This window comes from Pseudomonas sp. P135, from assembly GCF_020312125.1.
GTDB classification, from domain to species: domain Bacteria; phylum Pseudomonadota; class Gammaproteobacteria; order Pseudomonadales; family Pseudomonadaceae; genus Aquipseudomonas; species Aquipseudomonas fragariae.
Map to the genome: position 1 here is coordinate 322,890 of NZ_JAGPYR010000004.1, position 23,701 is coordinate 346,590.

Sequence of the window (23,701 nt, forward strand, 5' to 3'; positions counted from 1 at the left end):
AATACCAGATGTCACTGAAGCACTTTATCCAAATCACCAAGCCGGGGATCATTTTCGGTAACGTGCTTTCGGTGGCAGGTGGCTTTTTTCTGGCTTCCAAGGGAAATATCGATTTCGGCGTGTTCCTCGCTGCAGTCATCGGTACTTCCCTGGTCGTTGCGTCCGGTTGTGTGTTCAATAACTGCATCGATCGCGATATCGATCAGCGAATGGAGAGAACCCGTAACCGGGTTCTGGTGCAGGGCCTGGTTTCACTGAAACTGGCGCTGCTCTACGCAACCCTGCTCGGTATTGCAGGCGTTGGCCTGCTGTACACCGAGGCCAATCCCTTGGCCGCACTGTTTGCAGTGATCGGGTTCGTGATCTACGTCGGCCTTTACAGCCTGTACCTGAAACGCAGATCCGTTCACGGCACGCTGGTGGGCAGTCTCTCGGGGGCCATGCCGCCGGTGATTGGCTACTGCGCAGTGAGCAACAGCTTCGACTTTGCGGCCCTGACGCTACTGGTGATGTTCAGCCTGTGGCAGATGCCGCATTCGTATGCGATCGCCATCTTCCGCTTCAACGATTACCGTGCTGCGAAGATCCCGGTTCTGCCTGTCAAGCGCGGCATTCTGGTCACCAAGCGCCACATCATGCTCTACATCCTGGCGTTCCTCGTGGCGACCCTGATGTTGACCGTCGGTGGCTATGCGGGCCTCAACTACCTGGCTGTCGCAGCGGGTATGGGCATGTACTGGCTGTACATGGCCTGGAAGGGCTACAAGGCCGTTGACGATACTGTCTGGGCTCGCAAGCTGTTCGTGTTTTCGATCTTCACCATTACTGCCTTGAGCGTGATGATGTCGGTCGACTTTCAGGTGACAAAAGAATTGCTGGTGACTTACGCCTTCTGATTCCACTTGATACGCGACCTGATAAACCCCGTTCTGCGAAGAACGGGGTTTTTTTTGAGTGTCGATCTACACTGGTTGAAGGAAATGGCATGCCGATAGTTTTTTGGCGGCTGTAAACGCCTGTTTGCAGGGCGTTTTTGACCTTTCATGGAAAAACAGGAGCGCTTGCCCCATGATGTGCCGTTTTCAAGCGACCCGTTACAGATATCCGGTTTCCGAGCCCGTCAGGGCTGATCATGATTATGGCTGCTATCCATGATGTCTTCAGAAAGTCAAAACCTCTCGCCCAGCCCTTTGGTTTCCATCGTAGCCCCTTGCTACAACGCCGAGCGATTTCTTGAGGTCGCGATTCAGAGCATCTTTGCTCAGGACTACAAGAATTTCGAGGTCATCGTCGTCGACGATGGTTCTACCGACAACAGCATCGCCATGCTCGAGTCCCTGCAGCAACGCTATCCGTTCCAGCTCTACCGCCAGGCCAATCAGGGCGTCAGTGCTGCCCTCAACCATGGTCTGCGTTACGCCAAAGGCGTTTACCTTTCCACGCCGGACCTGGATGACATCATGCTTCCCTCTTCGGTGCGTATCCGTGCCGAGTACCTCGATGAGCATCCCGCAGTAGGCTGTGTCGGCGCATTGGTCAGCTACATGGATGGTGACGGCAAGGAAATAAAACGTCAGTCGCGCGATTACATCGAGCGGCTGACGTTCGACGACATATTGCGCGACGCGGTGGTCGTCGGTGCGCCGGTTGCTCTGTACCGCATGAAGGCCATCAAGGATGCAAACGGTTATGACCCGCAGATAAAGGTTCAGGATTTTCAGGCGACACTGAAAATCGCTCATCTGGGCTATGAAATTCATGTGCTCCCCGAGATCGTCACGCGCTATCGACGTCACCCGAACAACCTTTCACGCAAGTACAAGGTGTTGCTTGAGGCTGACCTGAAAAGCATCGAGCCTTATCGGGATCATCGCGAATACCAGAGCGGTCGAACTCAGGCCATCAACAAAGCCTTGAAATACGCCGCGGTTGCGGACAAGCGATATGCCTGGAGTCTGTTGTTTTCCATCCCATGGAGGCAGATCAACAGAACGACCTTGCGGCGCTGCAAGCGTTTGCTGTTGAGCTATCGATAAGTGCGGCCTGGCTGTCCAAAAAAAATGTGATTGAAGATATGAAATTCATCGAGCTGTTGAAAAATAGAAAAATACGCAAACAGTTGCGCAAGATGGACAAACTGGACAGGCACGCCGAAAAAATCAGATTGAAATACCCGCGTGCGGTAGTCGGCGTCGGGACTTATGGCATTCCGGATATTGTCGACTTCGGTGACGACTCGGTGTTCAGGGTTGGGGCTTACACCTCCATTGCCGAGGGCGTGAAAATTCTACTGGGCGGTGAGCATCGCACGGACTGGATTACGACGTACCCATTCCCGGCGATGGTCGGGCAAGTCGCAGATATTCAGGATTACGCGCCAAGCAAGGGCGATGTAGTGATCGGCAGCGACTGCTGGATTTGCGCCAATGCAACCATTGTGTCGGGTGTCACCATCGGCCATGGCGCCATTGTCGCGGCAGGTGCGATGGTCGTTCGGGACGTGGCTCCTTATTCGGTGGTGGGCGGCAACCCCTGCAAATTCATCCGTTGGCGATTCGACGAGGACATTCGCCAGTTGCTGCTCCAGGCAGCCTGGTGGGACTGGCCTGTCGAAGAGGTCAAGTCCGTCGCACGAACATTGTGCAGTTCGGATATGGACACATTTATCGACTATATCCGCCAGCGCCAGGCATCGCCGCCGCTACCGGTCGGGTGACCGCTGGACTCATGAGGCGTCTGCCCGCATGTCTGCTTCAGAAATGCCATGTCGGTTTGCATTTATTTCGAGCCTCATGGCCTGAATGATCTGGCAGAATAAGGCATTGGCCTGACTCGACCAGGCAGTCGCTAAAATGATAGAGGGCGTTATGAGTCAAGAAAGCATCAACTGGGACACTCTGGGTTTTGACTACATCAAGACCGACAAGCGCTACCTTTCTCATTGGCGCGACGGTGCCTGGGATCAGGGCTCACTGACCGAGGACAACACGCTGCATATCAGCGAAGGGTCGACCGCGCTGCATTATGGCCAGCAGTGCTTCGAGGGCCTCAAGGCCTACCGCTGCAAGGATGGCTCGATCAATCTGTTCCGTCCCGATCAGAACGCCCAGCGCATGCAGCGCAGCTGCTCCCGTCTGTTGATGCCCCACGTCCCGACCGATGTCTTCATTGAAGCCTGCAAGCAGGTGGTCAAGGCCAACGAACGCTTCATCCCGCCTTACGGTTCTGGCGGCGCGCTGTACCTGCGCCCGTTCGTCATCGGTGTGGGTGACAACATCGGCGTGCGCACGGCGCCTGAATTCATCTTCTCGATTTTCTGCATCCCGGTGGGCGCCTATTTCAAGGGGGGCCTGAAGCCGAACAATTTCGTCATCTCCGGCTACGACCGCGCTGCGCCCAACGGTACAGGTGCAGCCAAGGTCGGCGGTAACTACGCCGCCAGCCTGATGCCCGGTTCCGAAGCCAAGAAGCACAGCTTTGCAGATTGCATCTATCTCGATCCGCAGACCCACTCCAAGATCGAGGAAGTGGGCTCGGCCAACTTCTTTGCCATCACCAAGGATGATGTGTTCCTGACGCCCAAGTCGCCATCGGTGCTGCCGGGTATCACCCGCCTGTCGTTGATCGAACTGGCGAAATCCCGTCTGGGCCTGACGGTCGAAGAGGGTGATGTGTTCATCGACCAGCTCGGCGAGTTCAAGGAAGCCGGCGCATGCGGTACGGCTGCGGTCATTACTCCGATCGGCGGGATTTCCTACAAGGACAACCTGCACGTGTTCTACAGCCAGACCGAAGTCGGTCCTGTGACTCAGCGTCTGTACAAGGAGCTGACCGGCGTTCAGTCCGGTGACATCGAGGCGCCAGCTGGCTGGATCGTCAAGGTGTGATGAGCTGACCCGGATCGTTCCAGCGTCGAACGCTGGAACGATCCTCGGCCACAGGTTCAGGCTTCAGGTGTTTTCCCTTCCTCAACAGGCTCTTTCGCCGGCCCCAACACAATCGCCAGATGCCGCAAGTCGTCGACCTCCAGGCTATAGCTCTTGCCTGAAGGGCTCAGGGTGACGGTTCCCAGCGCATACACCGTGAAGAACTTCACGTCCTCCGCATGGCTCAGCAGCTCACTGATGTAGCGGCTGGAGCGATAGGCCTGCATCTGCGCAGGCGACACGTAGAGCGTCACCAGTTTGCCGTCGAGACGGTCGAAGAACCTGAACTTGAAACCCAGCCCGTATCGCTGTTCGATCAGACCGCCGCCGAACAGCACCCGTCCGTTATCGCCTGATTGTGCGTATTTGATATGGCGAAAATACGAGCGCAGCGACACTTCGCCCTGGCCTGGAATTTTCAGCTTCAGCAGCTTGAAGTCTTCCAGTGACAGCTCAGCCTTGGCCTGCCGATAACTGTCCACCAACCGTTCCAGGTTATTGGTGCGGGTCTCGCTGTAACGGGGCACCTTCGGCGTAGCAGGCTCTATTGGCGGATTGGCAGCGGGTGGACGTTGCACCGGTGCGCCAGCCTTTTCCAGGCCGGACTTCTCCTTGGCCGGCTCCTTGATCGTCGGGTCGAAAACGTCGATGTAATCATCCAGTTTGCGCTTGGCCTTGCGCAGACGCGTCTGGACATCGGTTTCTTCAATCGGGTCTGCGGCCTTGTCGTCTTCGTCCTCGTCCACCCATTCACAGCCCGGCGAGTGGTCGTAATGCGGATTGGCACGGAAGTGCGCGGCGACAAAGGTCGGGTTGTCCTGAGGCTTCACGTCGTAGCGCACGCCCGTCACTTTGGCACCCAGCGCCCGGCAGGCTTCGTTCGAGCAGAGAAACTCGAAGCGCGTACGTGGTGGCTCCTGGGAAAAGTATTCGCGTCGGGCAGCGGCAATCGACAGCTCTTGCTGCAGTTCAACGCAGAATGCGCGGGTGATGGGCTTGCTGGGCTTCATGCGGATCGTCCTTGTACATTCAGGACAACACGCTATTTCAGGCGTAGAGCGCTTGCAACAAAATATGTGAAATGGCGTGAAAAACGGCGGGCAGGGCGAGATAAATCAAATACCCGGCTGCACCCTTTGCGCTATGACGCAAGGGGTGCAAAGGGTGCAAATTGAATCAGGACAGGCGGAAGCGTCCCACGATGTTGTTCAGGTCCAGCGCCAGCGTTGACAGCTCTCGACTTGCACTGGCGGTCTGTTGCGCGCCAGACGAAGATTGCGCCGAAAGGTCACGGATGTTCATGAGGTTGCGATCCACTTCCCGGGCGACATGGGCCTGCTGCTGGGCCGCACTGGCGATCACCAGATTGAGATCATTGATCTCGCTCACGGCAGCGCTGATGACGGTCAGAGACTCGTTCGCGCCCTCTGCAATGCCAAGCGTTTCGCTGGCCAGCTCGGTGTTGCCGCGCATGGAGCCTACTGCGCGTTCGGTGCCGTTCTGAATATTGGTCACCAGACGTTCGATTTCGCTGGTGGATTGCTGAGTGCGGTGAGCCAGAGCACGCACTTCATCCGCCACCACGGCAAACCCGCGTCCAGCCTCGCCCGCGCGAGCCGCTTCGATCGCCGCATTGAGCGCCAGCAGATTGGTCTGTTCCGCAAGGCCCCGAATAACATCCAGCACCTTGCCGATGTCGCGGGACTGACCTGCCAGCTCGCCAATCAGGGTCGCGGTTTTCTGCACATCCGTGCTCATGGTGTTGATTGAGGTCACGGTCTTTTTGACCAGCCCCAGACCGTCTTGCGCGGCGCTGGTCGCATTACTGGACGAGCGCGCCGTATGCTCGGCATTGCGCGCGACTTCTTCCACTGCGCTGGTCATTTCATTGACTGCGGTGGCGGCCTGGTCGATTTCGTTGTTCTGACGCTGGATGCCTTGCACACCGTCTTCGGTGATTGCAGTCATCTCTTCGGCAGCGGCGGCCAGTTGAGTTGCAGAACTGGAGATCTGCTGCAGGGTGTCGCGCAATTGAGTCTGCATCGCAACGACCGCAGCAGCAACGCTGGAAGTGTCATTGGCGCTGATGTTGATCGTGCTGCTCAAATCGCCTCGGGCGATGGTGCGTGTGATCGTCGCGACGGTGCTCGGTTCGCCCCCAATGGCTGACAGGATGCTGCGTATGGTCATGAGGGTCACGATCACGCCCAGTATCGCGATTGTCAGCGTGGCGGCGATGGACAGATTATTGGCTTGAGTGGCGCTTGATTCCTGCGCATCGAAACGCTCGCCCGCACGTTGCTTGCCTTGTTCGCGCAGCGTTTGCAGGGTCTTGAACACCTGCTCGGCAAAGGGTTTGACTTCGGTGCGGTTAATGTTGGTGGCGGCGGCGATATCACCGGTCTGGATCACGCTGGTCTGGTGCCGCATGCCGTCCCGCAACTTGACATAGCCACGCTGCAATTGTTGGGTCAAGGTCACATCAAGGGTTTCTGCGGTGTTCTTGCTCAACTGGACGGTCAGCTCATCCAGCTTGCTGAAGGCCGCTTCGTTTTCATTCTTCCAGCCTGCCGTCTGCTCCGGGTTGCCGATGGCGATCATGCGTAAAATATTGATATCCACCCGCGTAAGCGCACCATCGATATTGTTGACCGCTTCCGTAGCCAGAAAATCTCTGTTGTAGAGGGCGTCGACATTCGCGGTGGATGTCTTGAGCGTCTGGATCATGAAAACCGACAGCACGATAAATGCAGCGATGATGGCAAATGTAGACGCCATCAGCCTGTTTTTTACGGTCATGCCGCTGGTAGCCGTCGTTTGAATCTGGGACATGGGATTTCCCTGTGAAAGCCTATTGATGGCCTCGTCAGTAATACCGAGGAACAAATAAGTATCGGCGTAGAAAATCCTGACTTTAGGTGATGGCTAAATAATGTCTATCAAGGGGTGGCGGGTACTGCCAGCCACTCGCTCAGCGCCTGCTGATACTCGCCAGTGGCCTTGCTCAGGTGCAGCCACTGATCCACATAGGCTTTCCAGGCGACATCGTCGCGTGGCAACAAATAGGCTTTTTCGCCGTATTGCATGTAGCGGGTCGGGTTGACGGCACACAGGCCCGGCATGCGTTTCTGCTGGTAGAGCGCTTCGGAAGCATCGGTGATCATCACGTCAGCTTTTTTGTCCAGCAGCTCCTGAAAGATGGTCTTGTTGTCATGAAAGGCCAGCGACGCCTTTGGCAGATGAGCGCGAGCGAAGGCTTCATTGGTGCCACCGGCAGGTTCGATCAAACGCACAGAGGGCTGGTTGATCTGCTCGACAGTCTGATACAGGGCCTGATCGGCGCAGCGGACCAGCGGGATTTTGCCATCGACGTCCAGCGTGTTGCTGAAAAACGCTTTTTTCTGGCGTTCCAGGCTCACCGAGATGCCACCCATACCGATGTCGCATTTACCGGCCACCATGTCCGGCATCAGGTTTTTCCACGTCGTGGGCACCCACTGCACGTTCACCCCCAGGCTCTTGGCCAGTGAGCGGGCCATGGTGATATCAATGCCTTCGTATTCGCCGTCTTCGCGCAGCAGGGAGTAGGGCTTGTAGTCGCCAGTGGTGCACACAGCCAGCTGGCCAGCCTGCAGCACCTTGTCCAGATGCGAGGTGTAGTCCTGAGCCTGAGCCATGCCTGTGATGCCCAGCAACAAGGCGGTCAGGGCGCTGTATTTAAGATTCATCATGAGTCTGGATACTCGCAGCGGTGCAGTCGGTTTTATTGAAGTCGACAGATTGCTTCATTTGTCAGGCCGATGTGAAGCTGTAATCAAAACATGCCGTTGACGGGGCAGCGTAAATCAGGGGTTGAACATTTCGTAAAAAAGCGTAATGTTGTCCTCCATGATTCTTGAGCAAATCAAAGCGGTCGGCAATGACACTCGCATGTTGATCATGGAGTGGCTGAAAAACCCGCAAGCCCATTTCCCTCCCCAGGACCACGGTGATCCGGCGATAGGCGTGTGCGTGTCGCACATTCAGGCCAAGGCCAACCTGTCGGCTTCTACCGCGTCTGCGCATCTGGCCATCCTGCAACGTGCCGGGCTGGTTCAGGCCACGAGGATTGGCAAGTGGACCTATTTTCGCCGTGACGAGCAGGCCATCGACCGGTTTGCCGACAGGCTCAAGAAAGAACTCTAGGCTTTGAGCGTTATTTATACATTTCGTCATTTTGCGTAATGTTGAATTGATAGGAGATTGACCATGAGCAATACAACCATCTATGTGCAGGCTGGCGGCGGCTACGATCAGGTCAGCGTGGGCGAAAGCGAAGTGCTTGCACCGAAAGCCGGTGAGATCACTGTGCGTCTGCACGCCAACTCGCTCAACTATCACGACTTTGCGGTCGTCACCGGCATGTGGGCACCAACGGAAAAACGCATTCCCATGGCCGATGGTGCAGGCGTAGTCACCGCAGTAGGCGAGGGCGTCAGCGAGTTCGCGGTTGGCGACTCCGTGGTCAGCACGTTCTTCCCGGAATGGATCAGCGGCGAGCCGCTGGTTGAAGGTTTTGTCACGGTGCCGGGTGATGGCGTCGACGGTTATGCCCGTGAGCAGGTGACTGCCCGTGCTACCTCGTTCACCCTGGCGCCAAAGGGCTACAGCCATGCCGAAGCGTCCACGCTGACCACCGCTGGCCTGACCGCATGGCGTGCGCTGATGGTCGATGACGCGTTGAAAGCCGGCGATACCGTTCTGGTACAGGGCACTGGCGGTGTATCGATTTTCGCGCTGCAATTCGCCAAGATGGTCGGTGCGACCGTTATCGCGACGTCGTCGAGTGATGAAAAGCTGGAGCGTCTGCAAGCCATGGGCGCCGACCACCTGATCAACTACCGCAAGGACAGCAACTGGGGCGAGACTGCCCGCAAGCTGACCGGCGGCCGTGGTGTTGATCACATCATCGACGTGGGCGGTCCATCGACCCTGCAGCATTCCATGAATGCGGCACGGGTCGCTGGGCACATCTCGGTCATCGGCATTCTGAGCGGTGTTGCCGGTCAACTGGAGTTCGTCCCGGCGCTGGTCAAACAGCTGCGCATGCAGGGCGTGCTGGTCGGCAGTCGCACCCAGCAACAGGACATGATCCGTGCCATTGATGCCAACGGCATGCGTCCGGTCATGGACCGTTCCTTCCCGATGACCGACATCGTCGAAGCGTTCCGTTATCAGGAAACCAATCAGCATTTCGGCAAGATCTGCCTGGATATCTGATCCGCAACACTGTGCTGTTAACTGAGCACAGGTGAACAGCGCTGGCCTGCCGACCCTGGTGTCGGCGGGCCAGTCGTGAAGTCTTGCATTACTTTCCTTGGCGATCCCCGCTCATTTCCTTGCATCAAGTTCGCAGGTCTGTGGTCACATCCTCTGTGGCATGAAAGACGTTCGTGCTGTGCAGCGTCAGCGCTGCCTGGCGCCACGTTCACTTCGATTATCAGATCAGGGACGCATTGAATTATGAAACCTCACCTTTTGCTGGGTCTGCTTGGCGTTTTCTCTTTCGGTGTTCAGGCTGCATCGCTGGACGTTCCGATCAATCTGGTCAGCGCTGACGGCGCCCCCAAACCTGTCGGCAGCGTTACGGTAAGCGAAACCCAATACGGCTTGCTGTTCACTCCGAATCTGAAAGAGCTGCCTGCGGGCATCCACGGTTTTCATGTGCATGAAAACGGCAGTTGCGAAGCGGGTACCAAGGACGGCAAGAAGGTCGCAGCCCTCGCGGCTGGCGGGCACTTCGACCCGGCCAAGACCGGCAAGCATCTGGGGCCTTACGCCGATGGCCATTTAGGCGATCTGCCTGCGCTGTACGTGGCTGCTGACGGCACCGCGAGTTATCCGGTGCTTGCCCCACGCCTGAAGAAGCTCTCGGAAATCAAAGGCCATGCGCTGATGGTTCACGCCGGCGGCGACAACCATTCCGACCACCCCGCACCCCTGGGCGGTGGTGGTGATCGTGCTGCCTGCGGCGTGATCTGATGCAGCGTGCCTGCATCCGTTTAGGGTGCAGGCGCGCCAATGGTTAAAGCTTTCTTTATCGCCTGAGTAAGTCGGGCGCTGCGCCGTGCTCCGTTTGTCTCGGCGCTGAGCAATCACGCGCGCTTGAGTGCACCCCCATGATGCATCACCGAATGACCGGTCTTGTCGCTCTTCACTTCGTACTGCGGATCGTCCTTTGAAGCGGGCCGATGTTTGCCCATGAACTCCACGTCCTGCACATGTACTTTGGTGACTTTGCCATGCACCTGGCCTGCCTCGGAGTTCCAGTGTACGGCGTCGCCAACTTTGAATGCGGTGGTCATTCAGATGTCCTCGAGTGGGGAGCGACTGATCTGCAGCGTTCGCTCGGTACTGTTCGGAGTGTTCGGCGCGGCAAGAATTCACTGCGGTTGATCATGTGGTTGGCCTTTATCTTGCTCATGTATCTGCAGTCCGTTATCAAGGAAGTGATGACATGAGGAAGTGGCTTACAGGCGCACAGATTACCAATGATCAAACCCGGGCTGTTATTGACGGCGTCCTGCAACACGGCCGCGCATTGTCCGAGGCGAAAGGGGGAGTGGCTGATCCGATTGCCTGCATGATCATGGAGAACGATCTATTGATTGGCGGCGTTACAGGCCGAACCGAGTTTCAACGGTTGTTTGTGAGTTACCTGTGGATCGATGCCGGGTCGCGCGGAAAAGGGCTCGGGGCGCAGACCCTGCACAGGCTTGAGGCATTGGCCATCGAGCGAGGCTGCACTGACGCTCTGATCGAAACGCTGGATGACGATATCGCCAGATGGTATGCGCGTTGCGGTTACGTGCCGATCGCATGCCTTCCACGCTACTGTGGCCCCTGGAGCCGGCACACGCTGTTGAAGTCGTTCGCTGGACAGGACGACATGTGAAAAAGTCAGGTGTGCACTGTTATCTCGTTTTAAAAGGGGATTCTCGCATCATTGCTCTTGGTGTAAGTTGAAAAGCTTGCTGATCAAACGATCAGAACATTCGCGCTTTGCTTGCCAAGGAATGCTTTCAATAATGAATCTGTCACTCAAAAAACTGGCTGCCTCCACCTTGATCCTGGCCAGTCTCTCGTCGTTCTCCAGTCTGGCAAACGCCACTGTCACTGCACAACAGAGCGCCGTCATCCTCAAGACGTTCAGTGATACGTCGGTAAAGGATTTCAGGCAGTTTCTGAACAGTCTGGCCAACGCTGATGTGGTTAAAACTGCCGATTTTGGCCCGGCCATCAGTGCCTTTCTCGATAACAAACCACTTTCCGCAGCGCAACAAAACGATATTCATCGCCTGCTCGGTCTGTATACCCGCATGAAGTACGGCAGCGCGGCGACTGAAACCCTGCGTGAGCTGGTGGCGATTCCCACGGTTCGTGTCGACGGCGTTGCCCAGCACGAAAACCCGGCGTTCATAAAGATTGCCGACAAGATCAAGAGCCTTGCCGAAGGCTTCGATCTGAAGTTTCGTAACGTCGATAACCGTGTGTATGAAGTGTCGCTCGACGGGGCCAGTGATGAAGTGGTGGGCATTCATGTGCATGCCGATGTTGTACCGGTCACGCTGGACAACTGGGTCTTGCCTGACGGCACTCGTCTGGACCCGTTCAAGGTGACGTTGATCGGTGATCGCATGTACGGGCGCGGTACCGAAGACGACAAGAACGGTATTGTGGTGGCGCTCTATGCCATGAAAGTCATCAAGGAAGAAAAACTGCCGCTGGCCAGAAACTTCAAGCTGCTGATCGATACCACGGAAGAAACCGCCGGCGACGCCATCCCTTACTATTTTGAGCGTAACCCGACGCCTGCCTACAACCTGGCGCTGGATGGCGGTTATCCCGTTGTGATCGCAGAAAAAGGTTACGGCACGGTCATGGCCAGCTTTGCCCGACGCCAGGCAGAAGGCGAGGGTGCCGAGATCGTTTCAATGACCGGGGGTATGGCCACCAATCAGATTCCATCGAAGTCGGTCGCCACTCTGCTGACCGACAAACCTGCCGAGCTTGCTGCCAGTCTGCAACAGGCCGGAGCCGAGTACGTGAAAAGCAATGGCGGTGACTTCGAGGGCGATGCCAGGGTCGACGGCAAGGACGTCAAACTGACCGTGACCGGCGTATCCGCACACTCATCGGCGCCCCAGTCCGGGGTCAATCCGGTCGCGAGGATGCTGGATTTCATCAACAGCCTGCAGGGCAAGGTGGCGCTCAAACATAACCAGATCACCGACGCTGCTCGCTATGCCGCCGACAACTGGGGGCTCGATTACCTGGGCAGCAAGTTGGGCGTCGGGTTCTCCGACGACTTCATGGGGCCTCTGACCGCATCACTGACGTACGTCGCAATGGATGAAAAGGCATTCAAGCTTGCGGTCAATCTGCGCGTGCCGAAGGGCAAGTCCCCACAGGTGCTCAAATCCGAAATCGCCGAAAAGCTGGCGGCCTGGAGTACGAAAACCGCGATCAAGCCAGCGTTCGACTATTCCATTGCCGAGCCGATGTACCGCAATCCCGAGGGTGAGTGGGTCAAGGCGCTGCTCGCTGTCGCCAGTGAAAATCTCGGTATGGAACACACCTTTGGCACGTCGGCTGGCGCGACGTCGGTCCATTCATTACCCAACGGTGTGCAGTTCGGTCTGGCGAGACCCGAAGTCAAATACACCGGTCATACGGATAACGAGTTCAAGACCACCGGGCAGTTCTTGCTGGATCTGCAGATCGTCACCGAGATGATGGGGCGTATCGGACAACTGCCGAAGCTCTGACACGATTTCCGGGCCTGTTGCAATGACAGGCCCGGGTTCAATGCGCAGGCAAACGAGGCGGGCAACGAGTAAAACCAAGTCTTGGTCTAAGCGCATTCCACCCGGTTGCGGCCCAGGCGCTTGGCCTGATAAAGCGCCTTGTCTGCACGCTGAATGAGGCTGGCAGCCGTTTCCCCGGCGCTGAGCTCTGCAACGCCCAGAGAAATGGTCACCGACCCGGTTTCCGGAATCACCAGGCTTTCGACGCTGTTGCGAATGCGTTCCGCGAGTTCGGCAGCCTGTTTCAACGAGCTGTCGGGCACCAGGATCAGAAACTCTTCTCCTCCCCATCGAGCGGCGACATCCAAGAGGCGGATACGCTGTTTGAGGATGGCCGCAACGCTGGTGATTACGCTGTCCCCGGCAGGATGGCCGTAACGGTCATTGACCGCCTTGAAATGATCGATATCGCAGATGATCAGGCTGAACGGCTTGCCCGACATGCTCACCGCAGGTATCTGCCGCTCAAGCGTATGCTCGGCCGAGCGACGATTATCCAGCCCGGTCAGCGGATCGCTGTGCGCAATCTCCAGCAACTTTTGTTCACGGCCCAGGCGTGTAGTCACATCCTGGCTGATGCTGACGTAATGGGTGATTGCGCCCTCCAGATTACACAGTGGAGAAATGCTGTGTTCCGCATAGAACAGCGAGCCATCCTTGCGCTTGTTGATGAAGGTCGTGCGAAGCGGGGCGCCACTCTTCAGCGCTTCCTTGAATTGCGCATAGAACGCCTCATCGTGTTTTCCAGAGCTCAGCATCCGCGGGTTTTCGCCGAGGATTTCGCTGCTGCTGTAGCCAGTGATCTGCTGAAAGGCTTCATTGGCAAACACGATGGTGGAATTACAGTCCGTAATGATAATCGGATCAAGCGCAGCGTTCAGCGCCTGCGCCAGCAGGTGTTGCTCACGCTCGGCGCGGATGCGCGGGCTGATGTTCTGCTGCACAGAGACAAAGTTGCATACCGTACCGGCATCGTCGCGCACGGGAGAAATTTTCCACTCGACGATGTAAGGACTTCCGTCCGCACGGTAATTGACCGTCGACCCTTCGAAAAAAAGACTTTCGCTCAGGCATTCGCGCATCCGCTCGATCACTTGGGGATCGGTGTCCGGGCCTTGCAGGATCCGTGGCGAGGCTCCGATCAATGCCTCGGCCGTGTAGCCGGTCATGGCGCAGAATGCCGGATTGACGTACACAATGAAGGGGCCGCCATTGGCCAGATTGGCGTCGGTGATCAATACGGCATTGAATGACTGTTCAACAACTGCTTCAAGCAAGGCAAGACGCTGGCTGGATGAGGTCATCTGATTTCCTGTCGAGTGATCCGTTAATTGATCGCGGCTCTGATCAGATAATGTGTGACGCAATGCCGGTTGGACGATGGATGCCGTGGGTTGGACCGCAGGCACTGAGCACTGGTTGCACAGGCACTATACCTCCATGAATAAACGGGTGCATAACGCCCCCATGCAGCGCCCAAGTATCTGACCGGTTTGGCAAATATTAACTGCGACGCGATGTCGCATTCCGGTATCGTTCGGTCAATTGAAACTAATTGTTTCTGATTCTTTCGAGGAGTGCGCTGAAAAGCACCCTGAAAAAACGAACGCCAGGAGGTCCGCGTTGGATTTGTCGTCTGCTGCCTGGGTGTTTCACGACACCCGCCTGATTATCTGCTGCCTGATTGCCATCGCCACGATCATCGTGCTGATCAGCGCCACCAGGTTGCCCCCCTTTCTCTCCATTCTCGTCGGCACGTTCATCGCCGGCATCGGCGCAGGTTTGCCAGCCGAGGCTGTTGCAAAGGCCTTCAGCAAAGGCGCGGGCAGCATTCTCGGCGAGGCCGGAATCATCATCGCGCTGGGGGCAATGCTTGGCGCGCTGATGGCCGAGTCGGGGGCTGCGGATCGCATCGCTTCCACTTTGCTCAGGCTGGGCAAGGGCCGCACGTTGCCGTGGATAATGGCGCTGGTGGCGATGGTCATCGGCTTGCCGCTGTTCTTTGAGGTCGGTCTGGTGCTGATGGTGCCGATCATCTTCGTCATGGCGCGTCAGTCCGGTCAGCCGCTGCTGAAAATCGCGATTCCGGCACTGGCGGGCATGACCACCTTGCATGCCCTGATGCCCCCGCATCCCGGCCCGTTGATTGCGGTCAGCGCGTTGCATGCCGATCTGGGGCTGACCATGCTGCTGGGGTTGTGCATTGCCGTGCCGGCAGTGATTCTCGCCGGCCCGCTGTACGGCAACTGGCTATCCGGGCGCATGCACGTTGAAGAGCCCGCCGAGCTGGGTGAGTTGTTCAGTGCCAAGCCTGAAACCAGCCGGCAGCCTGGGTTTGGCATCTCGCTGCTGATCATCCTTTTACCGGTGATCCTCATGCTCGGCAGCACCTTTGCCAAGATAGCGCTGGAACCTGAAAGCAACATCGCGCTGACCTTGAAGTTTCTAGGCGAGCCCCTGGTGGCGCTGGGCATCGCGGTGCTGGCGGCAACGGTTTGCCTGGGCTGGGCCAACGGGCTTTCCCGTGAGCACGTCGGCGGTACATTGCGCAAAAGCCTCGCGCCCATCGCTGTGCTGTTGCTGACCATCGGCGCGGGTGGTGGTCTGAAGCAGACGCTGCTGGATGCCGGTGTCAGCCAGACCATCAGCAAGGTGGCAGAAGGTGCGCACATGCCTTATCTGCTGCTCGCCTGGCTGATTGCCGTGGCACTGCGTCAGGCCACCGGGTCTGCGACCGTGGCGACCACGACGACGGCAGGTATCCTTGCGCCGATGATGGCCGGGCTGGCGCCGGTGCAGGCATCGCTGGTGGCGCTGGTGATCGGTGCCGGCTCGGTGTTCTTCTGCCACGTCAACGACGCAGGCTTCTGGATGGTCCGCGAATACTTCGGCCTGCAACTCAAGCAAACCATCTGGGTCTGGTCGGTGTTGCAGACCATCGTGTCGGTGGTCGGGCTGGTCGGGACATTGCTGTTGTGGCACTGGCTGACGTGAAATGCTGCGGAATGGCCGGGAGTCAGTCCGGCCCATCAACATCGGCGTAAATCAGGCAGTGCATTCGGCTGCGGATTTGATGATATGCAGCAATGCCTCTGAGCGCATCGGTCTGTTCAGCAGATAACCCTGAAAGTAAGGGCAGCCCATTTTGCGCAGCAGGTTGTATTGTTCTGCTGTCTCCACACCTTCCGCCGTGATATCCAGGTTCAGCGCTCGTCCCAGCGACAGGATGCTGCTGACAATGGCTTCGCTGCGCTCATAGGTCATCATTCGGGACACGAAGGACCGATCGATCTTCACGGCATCGATCGGGTAACGGTCGATGTAGCCGAGCGAGCTGTAACCCGTGCCGAAGTCATCCAGCGCCACTCTCACGCCAAGCTGCCTGATCTGCCGGAGAATCTCCGCGATCGCGTCAGGCTGATAGAGAAACACCGACTCGGTGACCTCGATCTGCAGTTGTGTAGCAGGCAGGCCGGTGGAGGCAATGATCCGTGTTACCCGATCGACGAATCCGGGATGGCTCAACTCTTTTCCGGACACGTTGACATTGAGCCTGAGGTCCAGATGAGAGAACTCCTTGCGCCAGGCCTGCACTTCGCTGCAGGCTTTGTGCATTACCCAGGCACCCAGCTCATGAATAATCCCCAGGTCTTCGGCAATCGGGATGAACGCATCGGGAGAAATGATGCCCATGGTGGCATGGTTCCATCTGACCAAGGCTTCGACCCCGACCAGGTGTTCACAGTTGCCGCTGTAGATCGGCTGATAAAAGACCAGGAAATCCTTGTCTTCCAGTGCCTGGCGCAACGCGTTCTGAATCATCAGCGTGTCGATCGCCGCCTCGCGCATTGAGGTGTTGAAGATGCTCCAGCGTCCTCGGCCCTGTTTTTTCGCGGAATACATGGCCACATCGGCGTCACGCAGCAACTCTTCGGGCTTTGTATGACTTTCGCCTGCGCTGACGATGCCGATGCTGCAGGAGATGAAAATGTCCTGGCCTTCGATCTGGATTGCCGTGTTCAACTGGCTCACGATGCGTTCAGCCATTTTTACGGCAGTCTCCGGCTGATCCTTGCCCATCAGCAGGATCGCAAATTCGTCGCCGCCGATTCGCGCCAACACATCATTCGAGCGAACGCAGGTCTGCAATCGGTTCGCGACCCCCTTGAGCAACTGGTCACCGGCCAGGTGCCCCATGCTGTCGTTGACCACCTTGAAACCGTCCAGGTCCAGAAAGAGTACCGTTGCCCGTTCGTAACGAGACTTACGGGTTTCAAATGCCGTGGTCAATTCGTTCATCAGGTAAGCGCGGTTGAACAGTGAGGTCAGCTCATCGTGAAAAGCGATATAGGTCAGCTCTTCGGACATGCGCTCGCGTTCCTCCAGCCGGCTCTGTAACGCAAGCTTTTCCTCCCACTCCAGACGAGCTCGCTGAGCCAGTTGCTGAGATTCCTTGCGCTCGGTGATATCGCGCTGCACGGATACCCAATGGGTGAACCAGCCTTTTTCGTTGGCCACCGGCACAATGCTCAACTCGACCCAGAACTGGCTGCCATCCTTGCGGGTGTTGAGCAATTCGACTTCAACCGGTCGCCAGTGACTGAGAGCCTCGCGAATAATGTCCAGCGTTGCCCGACTGGTGTCCTCACACTGCAGGATCCGGGGCGTGCGGCCTATGACTTCCTCTTCCGTGAAGCCGGTAATTGCCAGAAACGCAGGGTTGCAATAGACGATACGCGGGCCGGGGAGATCGATGGGTTCCGCTTCGGTGATAAGAATCGCGTCATTGGCGTTGATGACCACCGATTCAAGCAAGCGCAGGCGTTCGAACGAGGTGACCAGCGGATTGTTGGCCTCGGGATCACGTCCCGGTTGCAGGTAGGTACGAATATGAACCGCCTGGGCCTGCAGCGCATAGCGTTGCGCAGCGCTCAGCACCATTGCGCCATCGCTGTTGCTCAACAGCATCGCGCCCAGCAACTCATGCCTGAAGCCACGGATAGCAACGTAGATCAGGGTAGTCCCCGGGCTGTTGGTCTGGATCGCATTCGCCGGACTGTCCTGACCGACCAGCACCACGTCGCCATACGACGAGACCATCCTCAACCATGCCTCATCCGCTTTGAGCAGGCTTTGGCCGCAGCTGACCAACTGTTCCCAGCCTGTAGCGCTGGATACCATCAGCAAAGCGGCGGTGCACGAGGCGGAGTGAGCAGCTGCCTGCAATACCTTGGCAACATCTTCAACATTCGTCGGTATGACGTGGTCGTGCTCATAGCCCTGTGGGTTCATCGATCGCTATTCCTGAATGGCTTGCATGTGTGGCCCGGATCATGTTCGGCAGCGCATAAGCCGTGGACCCGTTCCGTGGACCTCTTCCAGCTGCGCGGAGAGATGGTCTGATGGGTTCAGCTGATTTTTCAGCCAGGACCACGTACAGACTTGATATTGCTAAAAGACGTTTAGTCGAGGCGACGACTGACCCATTGCATAACGAGCCAGACTGTCAGTCACCGGCCGAATAAACAGTGGAGGTTCATGTATTAATACAGCAAATACAGGCTGATGCCTAAGTGCTATTACGCGCTAATGCTTACGACAGGGCAGGTTTCAAAAGGTTGCATGGGAGGCTGGATGTCCGGATGGGCTGATTGATGCGCCTCAATTCAGTGGGCTCTTGCTTGCGGTTTTGTCTAAGTACTTTCGCCCACATCATGATCCGTCAGACCGTGGCGCTTCTCATGATTGGTAACACTGACGAGTATCGGTTGGTGTCGAAAAAAGCGTTTTCGGTCTATGATCTGGCCATTGAGGTTACGCTGAACATGCTGACGAGGAGGATTAATGCCTAGATCTTCAGAAGATGTACTGTCCGAAGAAGCTATTCAGGAGCTGGAAGCTCAGATTCCGGCCAAAGCGTCCCTTGCCACCAGAATGGCCTATGAGAAGGCAAAATCCTCCGGGCAGACAGTGTTGCTGTCCAAAGGAGGATTTATCGTCGCCGAATGTGCGGACGGCACTGAAGAAGTCGTTTGTGCCTCCACGCCGAGACGCAAGGTAGCGACCGGCTCCTTCAGGATCGGCCCAAGGTCCGCTACCAGTGCCCGTACCTAGGCTACGCGTATTTGCCGGCCCTAACGGTTCAGGCAAGAGCACCATCAAGCGCATACTTGATCCTGACCTGATTTACATTTACGTCAATGCCGACGACCTTGAGCGTGAGGCGGGCGATAATGGGTTTATAGATCTTTCCCCTTTTTCGATTGAAGATGATCAGCAAGCTTTCCGGGCGTTTTTCTCCTCGCACCCCCTCATTGAAAGAGAACGGTTGGCTTGTCAGGCTGAGCATTTCTTCATCACCGCCCAATCGCTATTGATTGAAGGCATCACATTCACTTCTTACCACGCCTCGGTCGTTGCTGATTTCATCAGGCATCAATTGCTTGTTCAGTCCGCCAGCTTCACGTTTGAGACAGTCATGTCGGACCGTTCCAAAGTGGAGTTCATCAAAAAAGCCAAGGCGATGGGATACCGGACTTATTTATATTTCGTTGCCACTGAAAACCCGAGTATCAATATCAACCGGATCGCGATTCGTGTTGGCGAGGGCGGGCACAATGTCACCCCTGAGAAAGTGCATGCCCGTTATCACAGATGCCTGGCGTTACTGCCGGAGGCTATCCAGGCAACGAGTCGAGCATACTTGTTTGATAACTCTGGAGATACTGCAGAACTCGAAGCAGAAATCACAGACGCTTCGATTGTCGAATACAAAATTGACGAAGTCCCGGAGTGGTGCAAAGTGGCCATTGAAGGGCTTGAACGGCTTATCGATCCGGAACCTTAGAAGTGCGCTTTATCGCAGTACAAACTCTTGACTGCCCACCGCAGGGCGCACAGGCGCTCACGTATCAGACCTGCCCCCCAGAAGTTTTGATTTGAAGCGTAGAAACCTCACGCCTCATACCGCCGCCGCGCATCACTGAGCATGGAGATCGTCAGTTTGCGTACTTCCAGTTTGCTGATCTCTACATGGGAACGCAGCAGCAATAAGGCTTCGTCACGTTTGCGCGCCTGAAGGGCATTGAGGATCGCGGCGTGTTCGAGGTAGGTATGTTCGATACGCGCGCTTTTGAAGAAGTCCAGGCGGCGCACAATACGGATGCGCTCGGTCACTTCCTGGTGGATGCGGGCCATTTCCAGGTTGCCTGAAGCGGCCACCAGTTGGGTGTGGAACTGTTCATCGAGGTCGGCGACCACTTGCATATCTATCTGCCAGCAATCGCGATCGATCAACCAGTGCTGGCGCAGAATAGTGAGTTCCGGATGCACTTCGGCGCAGGCACAGATGCGCTCGACCGCCGCGCACTCCAGCACGATGCGCAGATCGTAGAGCTGGTCGATCTGGTTGAAATCCAGAGGCTTGACTGACCAGCCACGCCGGAACTCGACGTCCAGGTAGCCTTCGCGTTGCAGGCGGTAGAGTGCGTCACGCACCGGCGTTCGCGAGACCTGATAACGGTCGGCCAGTTGGGTTTCGGTGAAGCGGTCGTAGGGCAGCAGGTAGAAGTCGAAAATCTCCTGCTTGAGCCGCCGATAGACGTCTTCAGCCAGCGCGTTGGTGGTGTTCGGGGAATTCAAGGGCGTGGCTCCAGGCTGCTCAGGTCAATGCTGACATGTGCGGCAACGACTTTCCAGCCGCCCTCCAGTCGCGCCCAGGTCTGCATCTGCCGACCAAGGCGCTGGGTGACGCCATCATGAAACTCGGTACTGACCGTGGCGAAGTCTTCACCGAAGGTGCTCACCACGGTGCGCAGCAGCGTGCGGCCCGGTCCCACCGGCTGACACTGGCGTCGATAGCGCGCAATCGTGTCGGCACCATGCAGGTTCTCCGCGACGCCGTAGCGAACGGTCTGTTCGGAATTCCAGAAATACGCATCCAGTGTGCTCAGTTCATTGGCCAGCAGGGCGCGTTCGTAGTCGTGAAAGGCGTGGGTCACTTCAGCGACCACGTGGGGGAGGTTGATGTCCATCAATGTGTGCTCCTTCTGTAGCGCCTGCTCCAAGTCTGTCAACGAGGCAACCCGGCCGACAATCCCGCCTTGTGCGGTGATCATCTCCAGCGTGGCCTGTTTGAACGCGGGAAAATAGCTTTCGGTCGCGTCTTCGATCAGCAGGCAGCGATAACCCCGGTCATTGGCTTCGCGCATGCTGGTCTGCACGCAGACTTCGGTGGTGACGCCTGCAAAGATCAAATGGGTGATCCCGGCTTGGCTCAGCCGCTGCTGCAGGTCGGTGGCGAAGAACATGCCTTTGCCGGGTTTGTCGATGACCCACTCGTCAGCGAGTGGTGCCAGGGCGTCGATAATCTGATTGCCGGGTTCGCCGCGAATCAGGATGCGCCCCATGGGGCCGGGATCGCCGATGCGCAGGCCCGGCGAGCCATGGTCACGTTTGGCTTGCGGGCAGTCGGCAAGGTCCGGGCGGTGTGATTCGCGGGTATGCATCACCGTCATGCCTTCATCGCGCGCCAGCGACAGCAGGCGTTGCACGGACGGTACGATGGCCTGCAACGGAGCGACGTCGTTGCCCAGTGCGGCACCAAAGCCGCCGGGTTCGAGGAAATCGCGCTGCATGTCGATGATCACCACAGCGGTACGGGACGTGTCGAAGGCGAAGCGGTCAGGGCGCGCATTGACCTTGTTCATGCCGGTTCCCCCGCGAGATGCTCGGCACCGGCCATGTGTCGGCCCAGCTCGGTACGGTCGGCGTCCGCTGCACGGGTTTCAAACACCAGTTCGCCGTCGTGAATGACCACGATACGGTCTGCCAGGCTCAGCAGCTCGTCGAGGTCTTCACTGAGCAGCAGGACCGCTGTGCCGCTGTTGCGAGCGTCGATCAGGCGCTGGTGAATGAGCGCGACACTGGCGAAGTCCAGGCCGAATACCGGGTTGGCGACGATCAGTACCGCGACGTCGTGGGTCAGTTCACGGGCCAAAACAGCGCGCTGCACGTTACCCCCGGACAAGGTGCCGATCGGCCGGTCAGGGTCGTTGGGCGACACCTGGAACTGCTCAATCAGGCTGCGTGCCTGGACACCTGCTGCGCGACGATCCAGGCGCCAGCCCTGGCGGCACAGCGGCGGCTGGTCGAAATTGCGCAGGGCCAGGTTGTCAGCCACGCTGAACGTGCCGATGCAGGCGTTGCGCAGGGGCTCTTCAGGCAGGCTGAACACGCGCAGGCGCTGCATCTGTTCACGCCGTGCGTGGTAAGGCTGACCGTCGACCGCTATCTGCCCGGCGCTGAAGGCGCGCTGGCCGAGCAGCGCTTCGGTGAGTTCACGCTGACCGTTGCCGGAGATGCCTGCAACCCCGACGATTTCACCCGGGTGAACGGCCAGAGACAGGTTTTTCACCGCCAGCGTGCCTTTGTCGCCAGGCACATCCAGGCCTGTCACCTGCAACTGCGGCGGGCGGGCCGCCATCACCGGGCGCTCGCTGCTCACCCCGCGTACCTGTGCGTCGCCCATCATCCACGCCGCCATCTGTTGCGTGGTGGTGTCAGCCACTGCCGCGCTGCCCACCCAGCGACCCTTGCGCAACACAGTGACGTCATCGGCGTAGGTGCTGACTTCGCGAAACTTGTGGGTGATCATCAGGACGGTCAGTTCGCCACGATGCGCCATCGCCTGCATCAGCCCCAGCACCTCGTCGGCTTCCTGCGGCGTGAGCACCGAAGTCGGTTCGTCGAGAATGACCAGTCGACGTTCCAGATACAGCTGCTTGAGGATTTCCAGTTTCTGCTTTTCGCCGGCCGCCAGGCTGCTGACCGGCCGATGGATGTCCAGACGAAAAGGCATTTTTGCCATGAACGCTTCCAGGCGTTGGTGCTCGCTGGCCCAGTCGATACGCCACGGCAGATCGCCGCGCGACAGCACCAGGTTTTCCGCCACGCTCAGGCCCGGCGCTACGGTGAAGTGCTGATACACCATACCGATCTGCAACTGATGGGAGTCGCGCGGGGTGCGAATCTCGTGTTCGCGGTTGTTGATCAGAATGCTGCCCGACTGCAGCGGGCTGTAGCCGATGATGCCTTTGACCAGCGTGCTCTTGCCGGCGCCGTTCTCGCCGAGCAGGGCGTGGACGGTGCCGGCGCGGACCTTGAAGGACACCTCGTCGAGCGCGCAAAAACTGCCGAAATATTTGCTCGCACCAATCGTCTCAAGGCTCGGGGCGCGCATGATCATGCTCCCAACAGGTCGCGAAGCATCGAGGAGTGGCCGACCGCACCGAACACGCCACCCTGCATTTTGACCATGCTCAGGGCCGCCGCATGGTTGCCAGGGTCGGTCGCCCCGCAGCAGTCTTCCAGCAGCAGGCACTCGAAGCCACGGTCATTGGCTTCGCGCAGGGTGGTGTGCACGCAGACGTCGGTGGTGATGCCGGTCAGGATCAGATTGTCGATGCCGCGAGTGCGCAGAATCAGTTCCAGATCGGTGGCGCAGAAGGAGCCTTTGCCGGGCTTGTCGAGCACGATTTCGCCGGGCAGCGGTGCCAGCTCGTCGATGATTTCCCAGCCCGGCTCGCCACGCACCAGAATCTTGCCGCACGGACCGGGGTCGCCGATCCCCGCGCCGATGCGCTGCGAGCGCCAGCGTTTGTTGGCGGGCAAGTCACTGAGGTCCGGGCGATGACCTTCGCGGGTATGGATGATGGTGAAGCCCAGCGGGCGCATTGTGGCGAGCAGCGCCTTGATCGGCTCGATGGGCGCACGGGTCAGCGCCAGATCGTAACCCATGCTGTCCACGTAGCCGCCGACGCCGCAGAAGTCGGTCTGCATGTCGATCACGATCAAGGCCGTGTTGTGCGCATGCAATTGCCCGTTCCAGGGCCAGGGGTAGGGCGCCGATGCAATATGACGTTCGCTCAT

General features: G+C 57.9%; 21 protein-coding genes and 3 pseudogenes. 12 read left to right on the top strand and 12 right to left on the bottom strand.

The features are described 5' to 3' along the window. Nucleotides 1-8: 8 nt before the first annotated feature. From cyoE to KBY08_RS08415, 4 genes are all read left to right on the top strand, one after another. Entirely contained in the window at nt 9-896 is an 888-nt protein-coding gene (gene cyoE / locus KBY08_RS08400; protein ID WP_003314082.1) for a heme o synthase, read from the top strand. A 255-nt stretch (nt 897-1,151) separates the two neighbouring features. After that, nucleotides 1,152-2,036: a glycosyltransferase family 2 protein gene (locus KBY08_RS08405; RefSeq protein ID WP_024642501.1), complete on the top strand. Its 885-nt coding sequence runs from the start codon at nt 1,152-1,154 to the stop codon at nt 2,034-2,036. Nucleotides 2,037-2,074: 38 nt separating this feature from the next. After that, nucleotides 2,075-2,716 carry a CatB-related O-acetyltransferase gene (locus KBY08_RS08410; RefSeq protein ID WP_004406614.1) on the top strand — a complete coding sequence of 214 codons (642 nt, stop codon included), beginning with the start codon at nt 2,075-2,077 and terminating at the stop codon, nt 2,714-2,716. A 151-nt stretch (nt 2,717-2,867) separates the two neighbouring features. Next, nucleotides 2,868-3,887 (top strand): branched-chain amino acid aminotransferase, encoded by a 1,020-nt coding sequence (locus KBY08_RS08415; RefSeq protein ID WP_003314085.1) that lies wholly within the window; start codon nt 2,868-2,870, stop codon nt 3,885-3,887. A 56-nt stretch (nt 3,888-3,943) separates the two neighbouring features. On the opposite strand, the gene KBY08_RS08420 is transcribed toward KBY08_RS08415, so the two are convergent. The 4 genes and pseudogenes from KBY08_RS08420 to KBY08_RS08430 form a co-directional block, all read right to left on the bottom strand. Continuing rightward, nucleotides 3,944-4,936: a hypothetical protein gene (locus tag KBY08_RS08420; protein WP_060409540.1), complete on the bottom strand. Its 993-nt coding sequence runs from the start codon at nt 4,934-4,936 to the stop codon at nt 3,944-3,946. 166 nt (nt 4,937-5,102) lie between these two features. Continuing rightward, a pseudogene (locus tag KBY08_RS26715) lies at nt 5,103-5,861 on the bottom strand (methyl-accepting chemotaxis protein); the annotation flags it as partial. 363 nt (nt 5,862-6,224) lie between these two features. Further along, nucleotides 6,225-6,758, bottom strand: a pseudogene (locus KBY08_RS26720) (MCP four helix bundle domain-containing protein); the annotation flags it as partial. A gap of 107 nt (nt 6,759-6,865) precedes the next feature. Next, nucleotides 6,866-7,657 (bottom strand): transporter substrate-binding domain-containing protein, encoded by a 792-nt coding sequence (locus KBY08_RS08430; protein ID WP_011266856.1) that lies wholly within the window; start codon nt 7,655-7,657, stop codon nt 6,866-6,868. Nucleotides 7,658-7,802: 145 nt separating this feature from the next. Between KBY08_RS08430 and KBY08_RS08435 the strand changes: the two genes are divergently transcribed. The 3 genes from KBY08_RS08435 (at nt 7,803) to sodC (ending at nt 9,947) form a co-directional block, all read left to right on the top strand. Then, nucleotides 7,803-8,111 carry an ArsR/SmtB family transcription factor gene (locus tag KBY08_RS08435; RefSeq protein WP_004406609.1) on the top strand — a complete coding sequence of 103 codons (309 nt, stop codon included), beginning with the start codon at nt 7,803-7,805 and terminating at the stop codon, nt 8,109-8,111. A 63-nt stretch (nt 8,112-8,174) separates the two neighbouring features. Beyond that, a complete protein-coding gene (locus tag KBY08_RS08440) occupies nt 8,175-9,185 on the top strand; it encodes a zinc-dependent alcohol dehydrogenase family protein (protein WP_003365244.1) in 1,011 nt (336 codons plus the stop codon). Between the two features lie 243 nt (nt 9,186-9,428). After that, nucleotides 9,429-9,947 (top strand): superoxide dismutase family protein, encoded by a 519-nt coding sequence (sodC, locus tag KBY08_RS08445; protein WP_011266857.1) that lies wholly within the window; start codon nt 9,429-9,431, stop codon nt 9,945-9,947. A gap of 113 nt (nt 9,948-10,060) precedes the next feature. On the opposite strand, the gene KBY08_RS08450 is transcribed toward sodC, so the two are convergent. Next, entirely contained in the window at nt 10,061-10,270 is a 210-nt protein-coding gene (locus KBY08_RS08450) for a DUF2945 domain-containing protein (RefSeq protein ID WP_225651103.1), read from the bottom strand. Between the two features lie 152 nt (nt 10,271-10,422). On the opposite strand from KBY08_RS08450, the gene KBY08_RS08455 reads away from it, so the two are divergent. Together KBY08_RS08455 and KBY08_RS08460 are read left to right on the top strand one after the other, a co-directional pair. Then, the gene (locus tag KBY08_RS08455) at nt 10,423-10,860 is read left to right on the top strand and encodes a GNAT family N-acetyltransferase (RefSeq protein ID WP_032656324.1); all 438 of its coding nucleotides are present in this window, start codon (nt 10,423-10,425) and stop codon (nt 10,858-10,860) included. Nucleotides 10,861-10,993: 133 nt separating this feature from the next. Further along, nucleotides 10,994-12,733: a dipeptidase gene (locus KBY08_RS08460; RefSeq protein ID WP_096104644.1), complete on the top strand. Its 1,740-nt coding sequence runs from the start codon at nt 10,994-10,996 to the stop codon at nt 12,731-12,733. A gap of 86 nt (nt 12,734-12,819) precedes the next feature. Here the strand turns inward: KBY08_RS08460 and KBY08_RS08465 are convergent, their stop codons facing one another. Then, nucleotides 12,820-14,076: a sensor domain-containing diguanylate cyclase gene (locus KBY08_RS08465; protein WP_004406604.1), complete on the bottom strand. Its 1,257-nt coding sequence runs from the start codon at nt 14,074-14,076 to the stop codon at nt 12,820-12,822. A gap of 319 nt (nt 14,077-14,395) precedes the next feature. On the opposite strand from KBY08_RS08465, the gene KBY08_RS08470 reads away from it, so the two are divergent. Continuing rightward, the gene (locus tag KBY08_RS08470) at nt 14,396-15,766 is read left to right on the top strand and encodes a gluconate:H+ symporter (RefSeq protein ID WP_004406603.1); all 1,371 of its coding nucleotides are present in this window, start codon (nt 14,396-14,398) and stop codon (nt 15,764-15,766) included. A gap of 51 nt (nt 15,767-15,817) precedes the next feature. On the opposite strand, the gene KBY08_RS08475 is transcribed toward KBY08_RS08470, so the two are convergent. Further along, entirely contained in the window at nt 15,818-18,064 is a 2,247-nt protein-coding gene (locus KBY08_RS08475) for a putative bifunctional diguanylate cyclase/phosphodiesterase (protein WP_011266860.1), read from the bottom strand. A 552-nt stretch (nt 18,065-18,616) separates the two neighbouring features. On the opposite strand from KBY08_RS08475, the gene KBY08_RS08480 reads away from it, so the two are divergent. Together KBY08_RS08480 and KBY08_RS08485 are read left to right on the top strand one after the other, a co-directional pair. Further along, complete coding sequence (locus tag KBY08_RS08480; protein ID WP_004406599.1) at nt 18,617-18,886, top strand: hypothetical protein; 270 nt, start codon at nt 18,617-18,619, stop codon at nt 18,884-18,886. After that, entirely contained in the window at nt 18,873-19,619 is a 747-nt protein-coding gene (locus KBY08_RS08485; RefSeq protein ID WP_011266861.1) for a zeta toxin family protein, read from the top strand. The genes KBY08_RS08480 and KBY08_RS08485 overlap by 14 nt, the downstream gene beginning before the upstream one ends. Nucleotides 19,620-19,726: 107 nt before the next feature. Here the strand turns inward: KBY08_RS08485 and KBY08_RS08490 are convergent, their stop codons facing one another. From KBY08_RS08490 to KBY08_RS08510, 5 genes and pseudogenes are all read right to left on the bottom strand, one after another. After that, nucleotides 19,727-20,413, bottom strand: a complete 687-nt coding sequence (locus KBY08_RS08490; protein ID WP_004406597.1) for a GntR family transcriptional regulator — start codon at nt 20,411-20,413, stop codon at nt 19,727-19,729. Beyond that, nucleotides 20,410-20,805, bottom strand: a complete 396-nt coding sequence (hpxZ, locus tag KBY08_RS08495; protein ID WP_003341909.1) for an oxalurate catabolism protein HpxZ — start codon at nt 20,803-20,805, stop codon at nt 20,410-20,412. Before hpxZ ends, KBY08_RS08490 begins: the two co-directional genes overlap by 4 nt. Nucleotides 20,806-20,808: 3 nt before the next feature. Next, nucleotides 20,809-21,480, bottom strand: a pseudogene (locus KBY08_RS08500) (cysteine hydrolase family protein); the annotation flags it as partial. Further along, the gene (locus tag KBY08_RS08505; RefSeq protein WP_161632405.1) at nt 21,477-23,018 is read right to left on the bottom strand and encodes an ABC transporter ATP-binding protein; all 1,542 of its coding nucleotides are present in this window, start codon (nt 23,016-23,018) and stop codon (nt 21,477-21,479) included. The gene KBY08_RS08505 and the pseudogene KBY08_RS08500, both read right to left, overlap by 4 nt. Then, nucleotides 23,015-23,701: a cysteine hydrolase family protein gene (locus KBY08_RS08510; RefSeq protein WP_024639185.1), complete on the bottom strand. Its 687-nt coding sequence runs from the start codon at nt 23,699-23,701 to the stop codon at nt 23,015-23,017. Before KBY08_RS08510 ends, KBY08_RS08505 begins: the two co-directional genes overlap by 4 nt.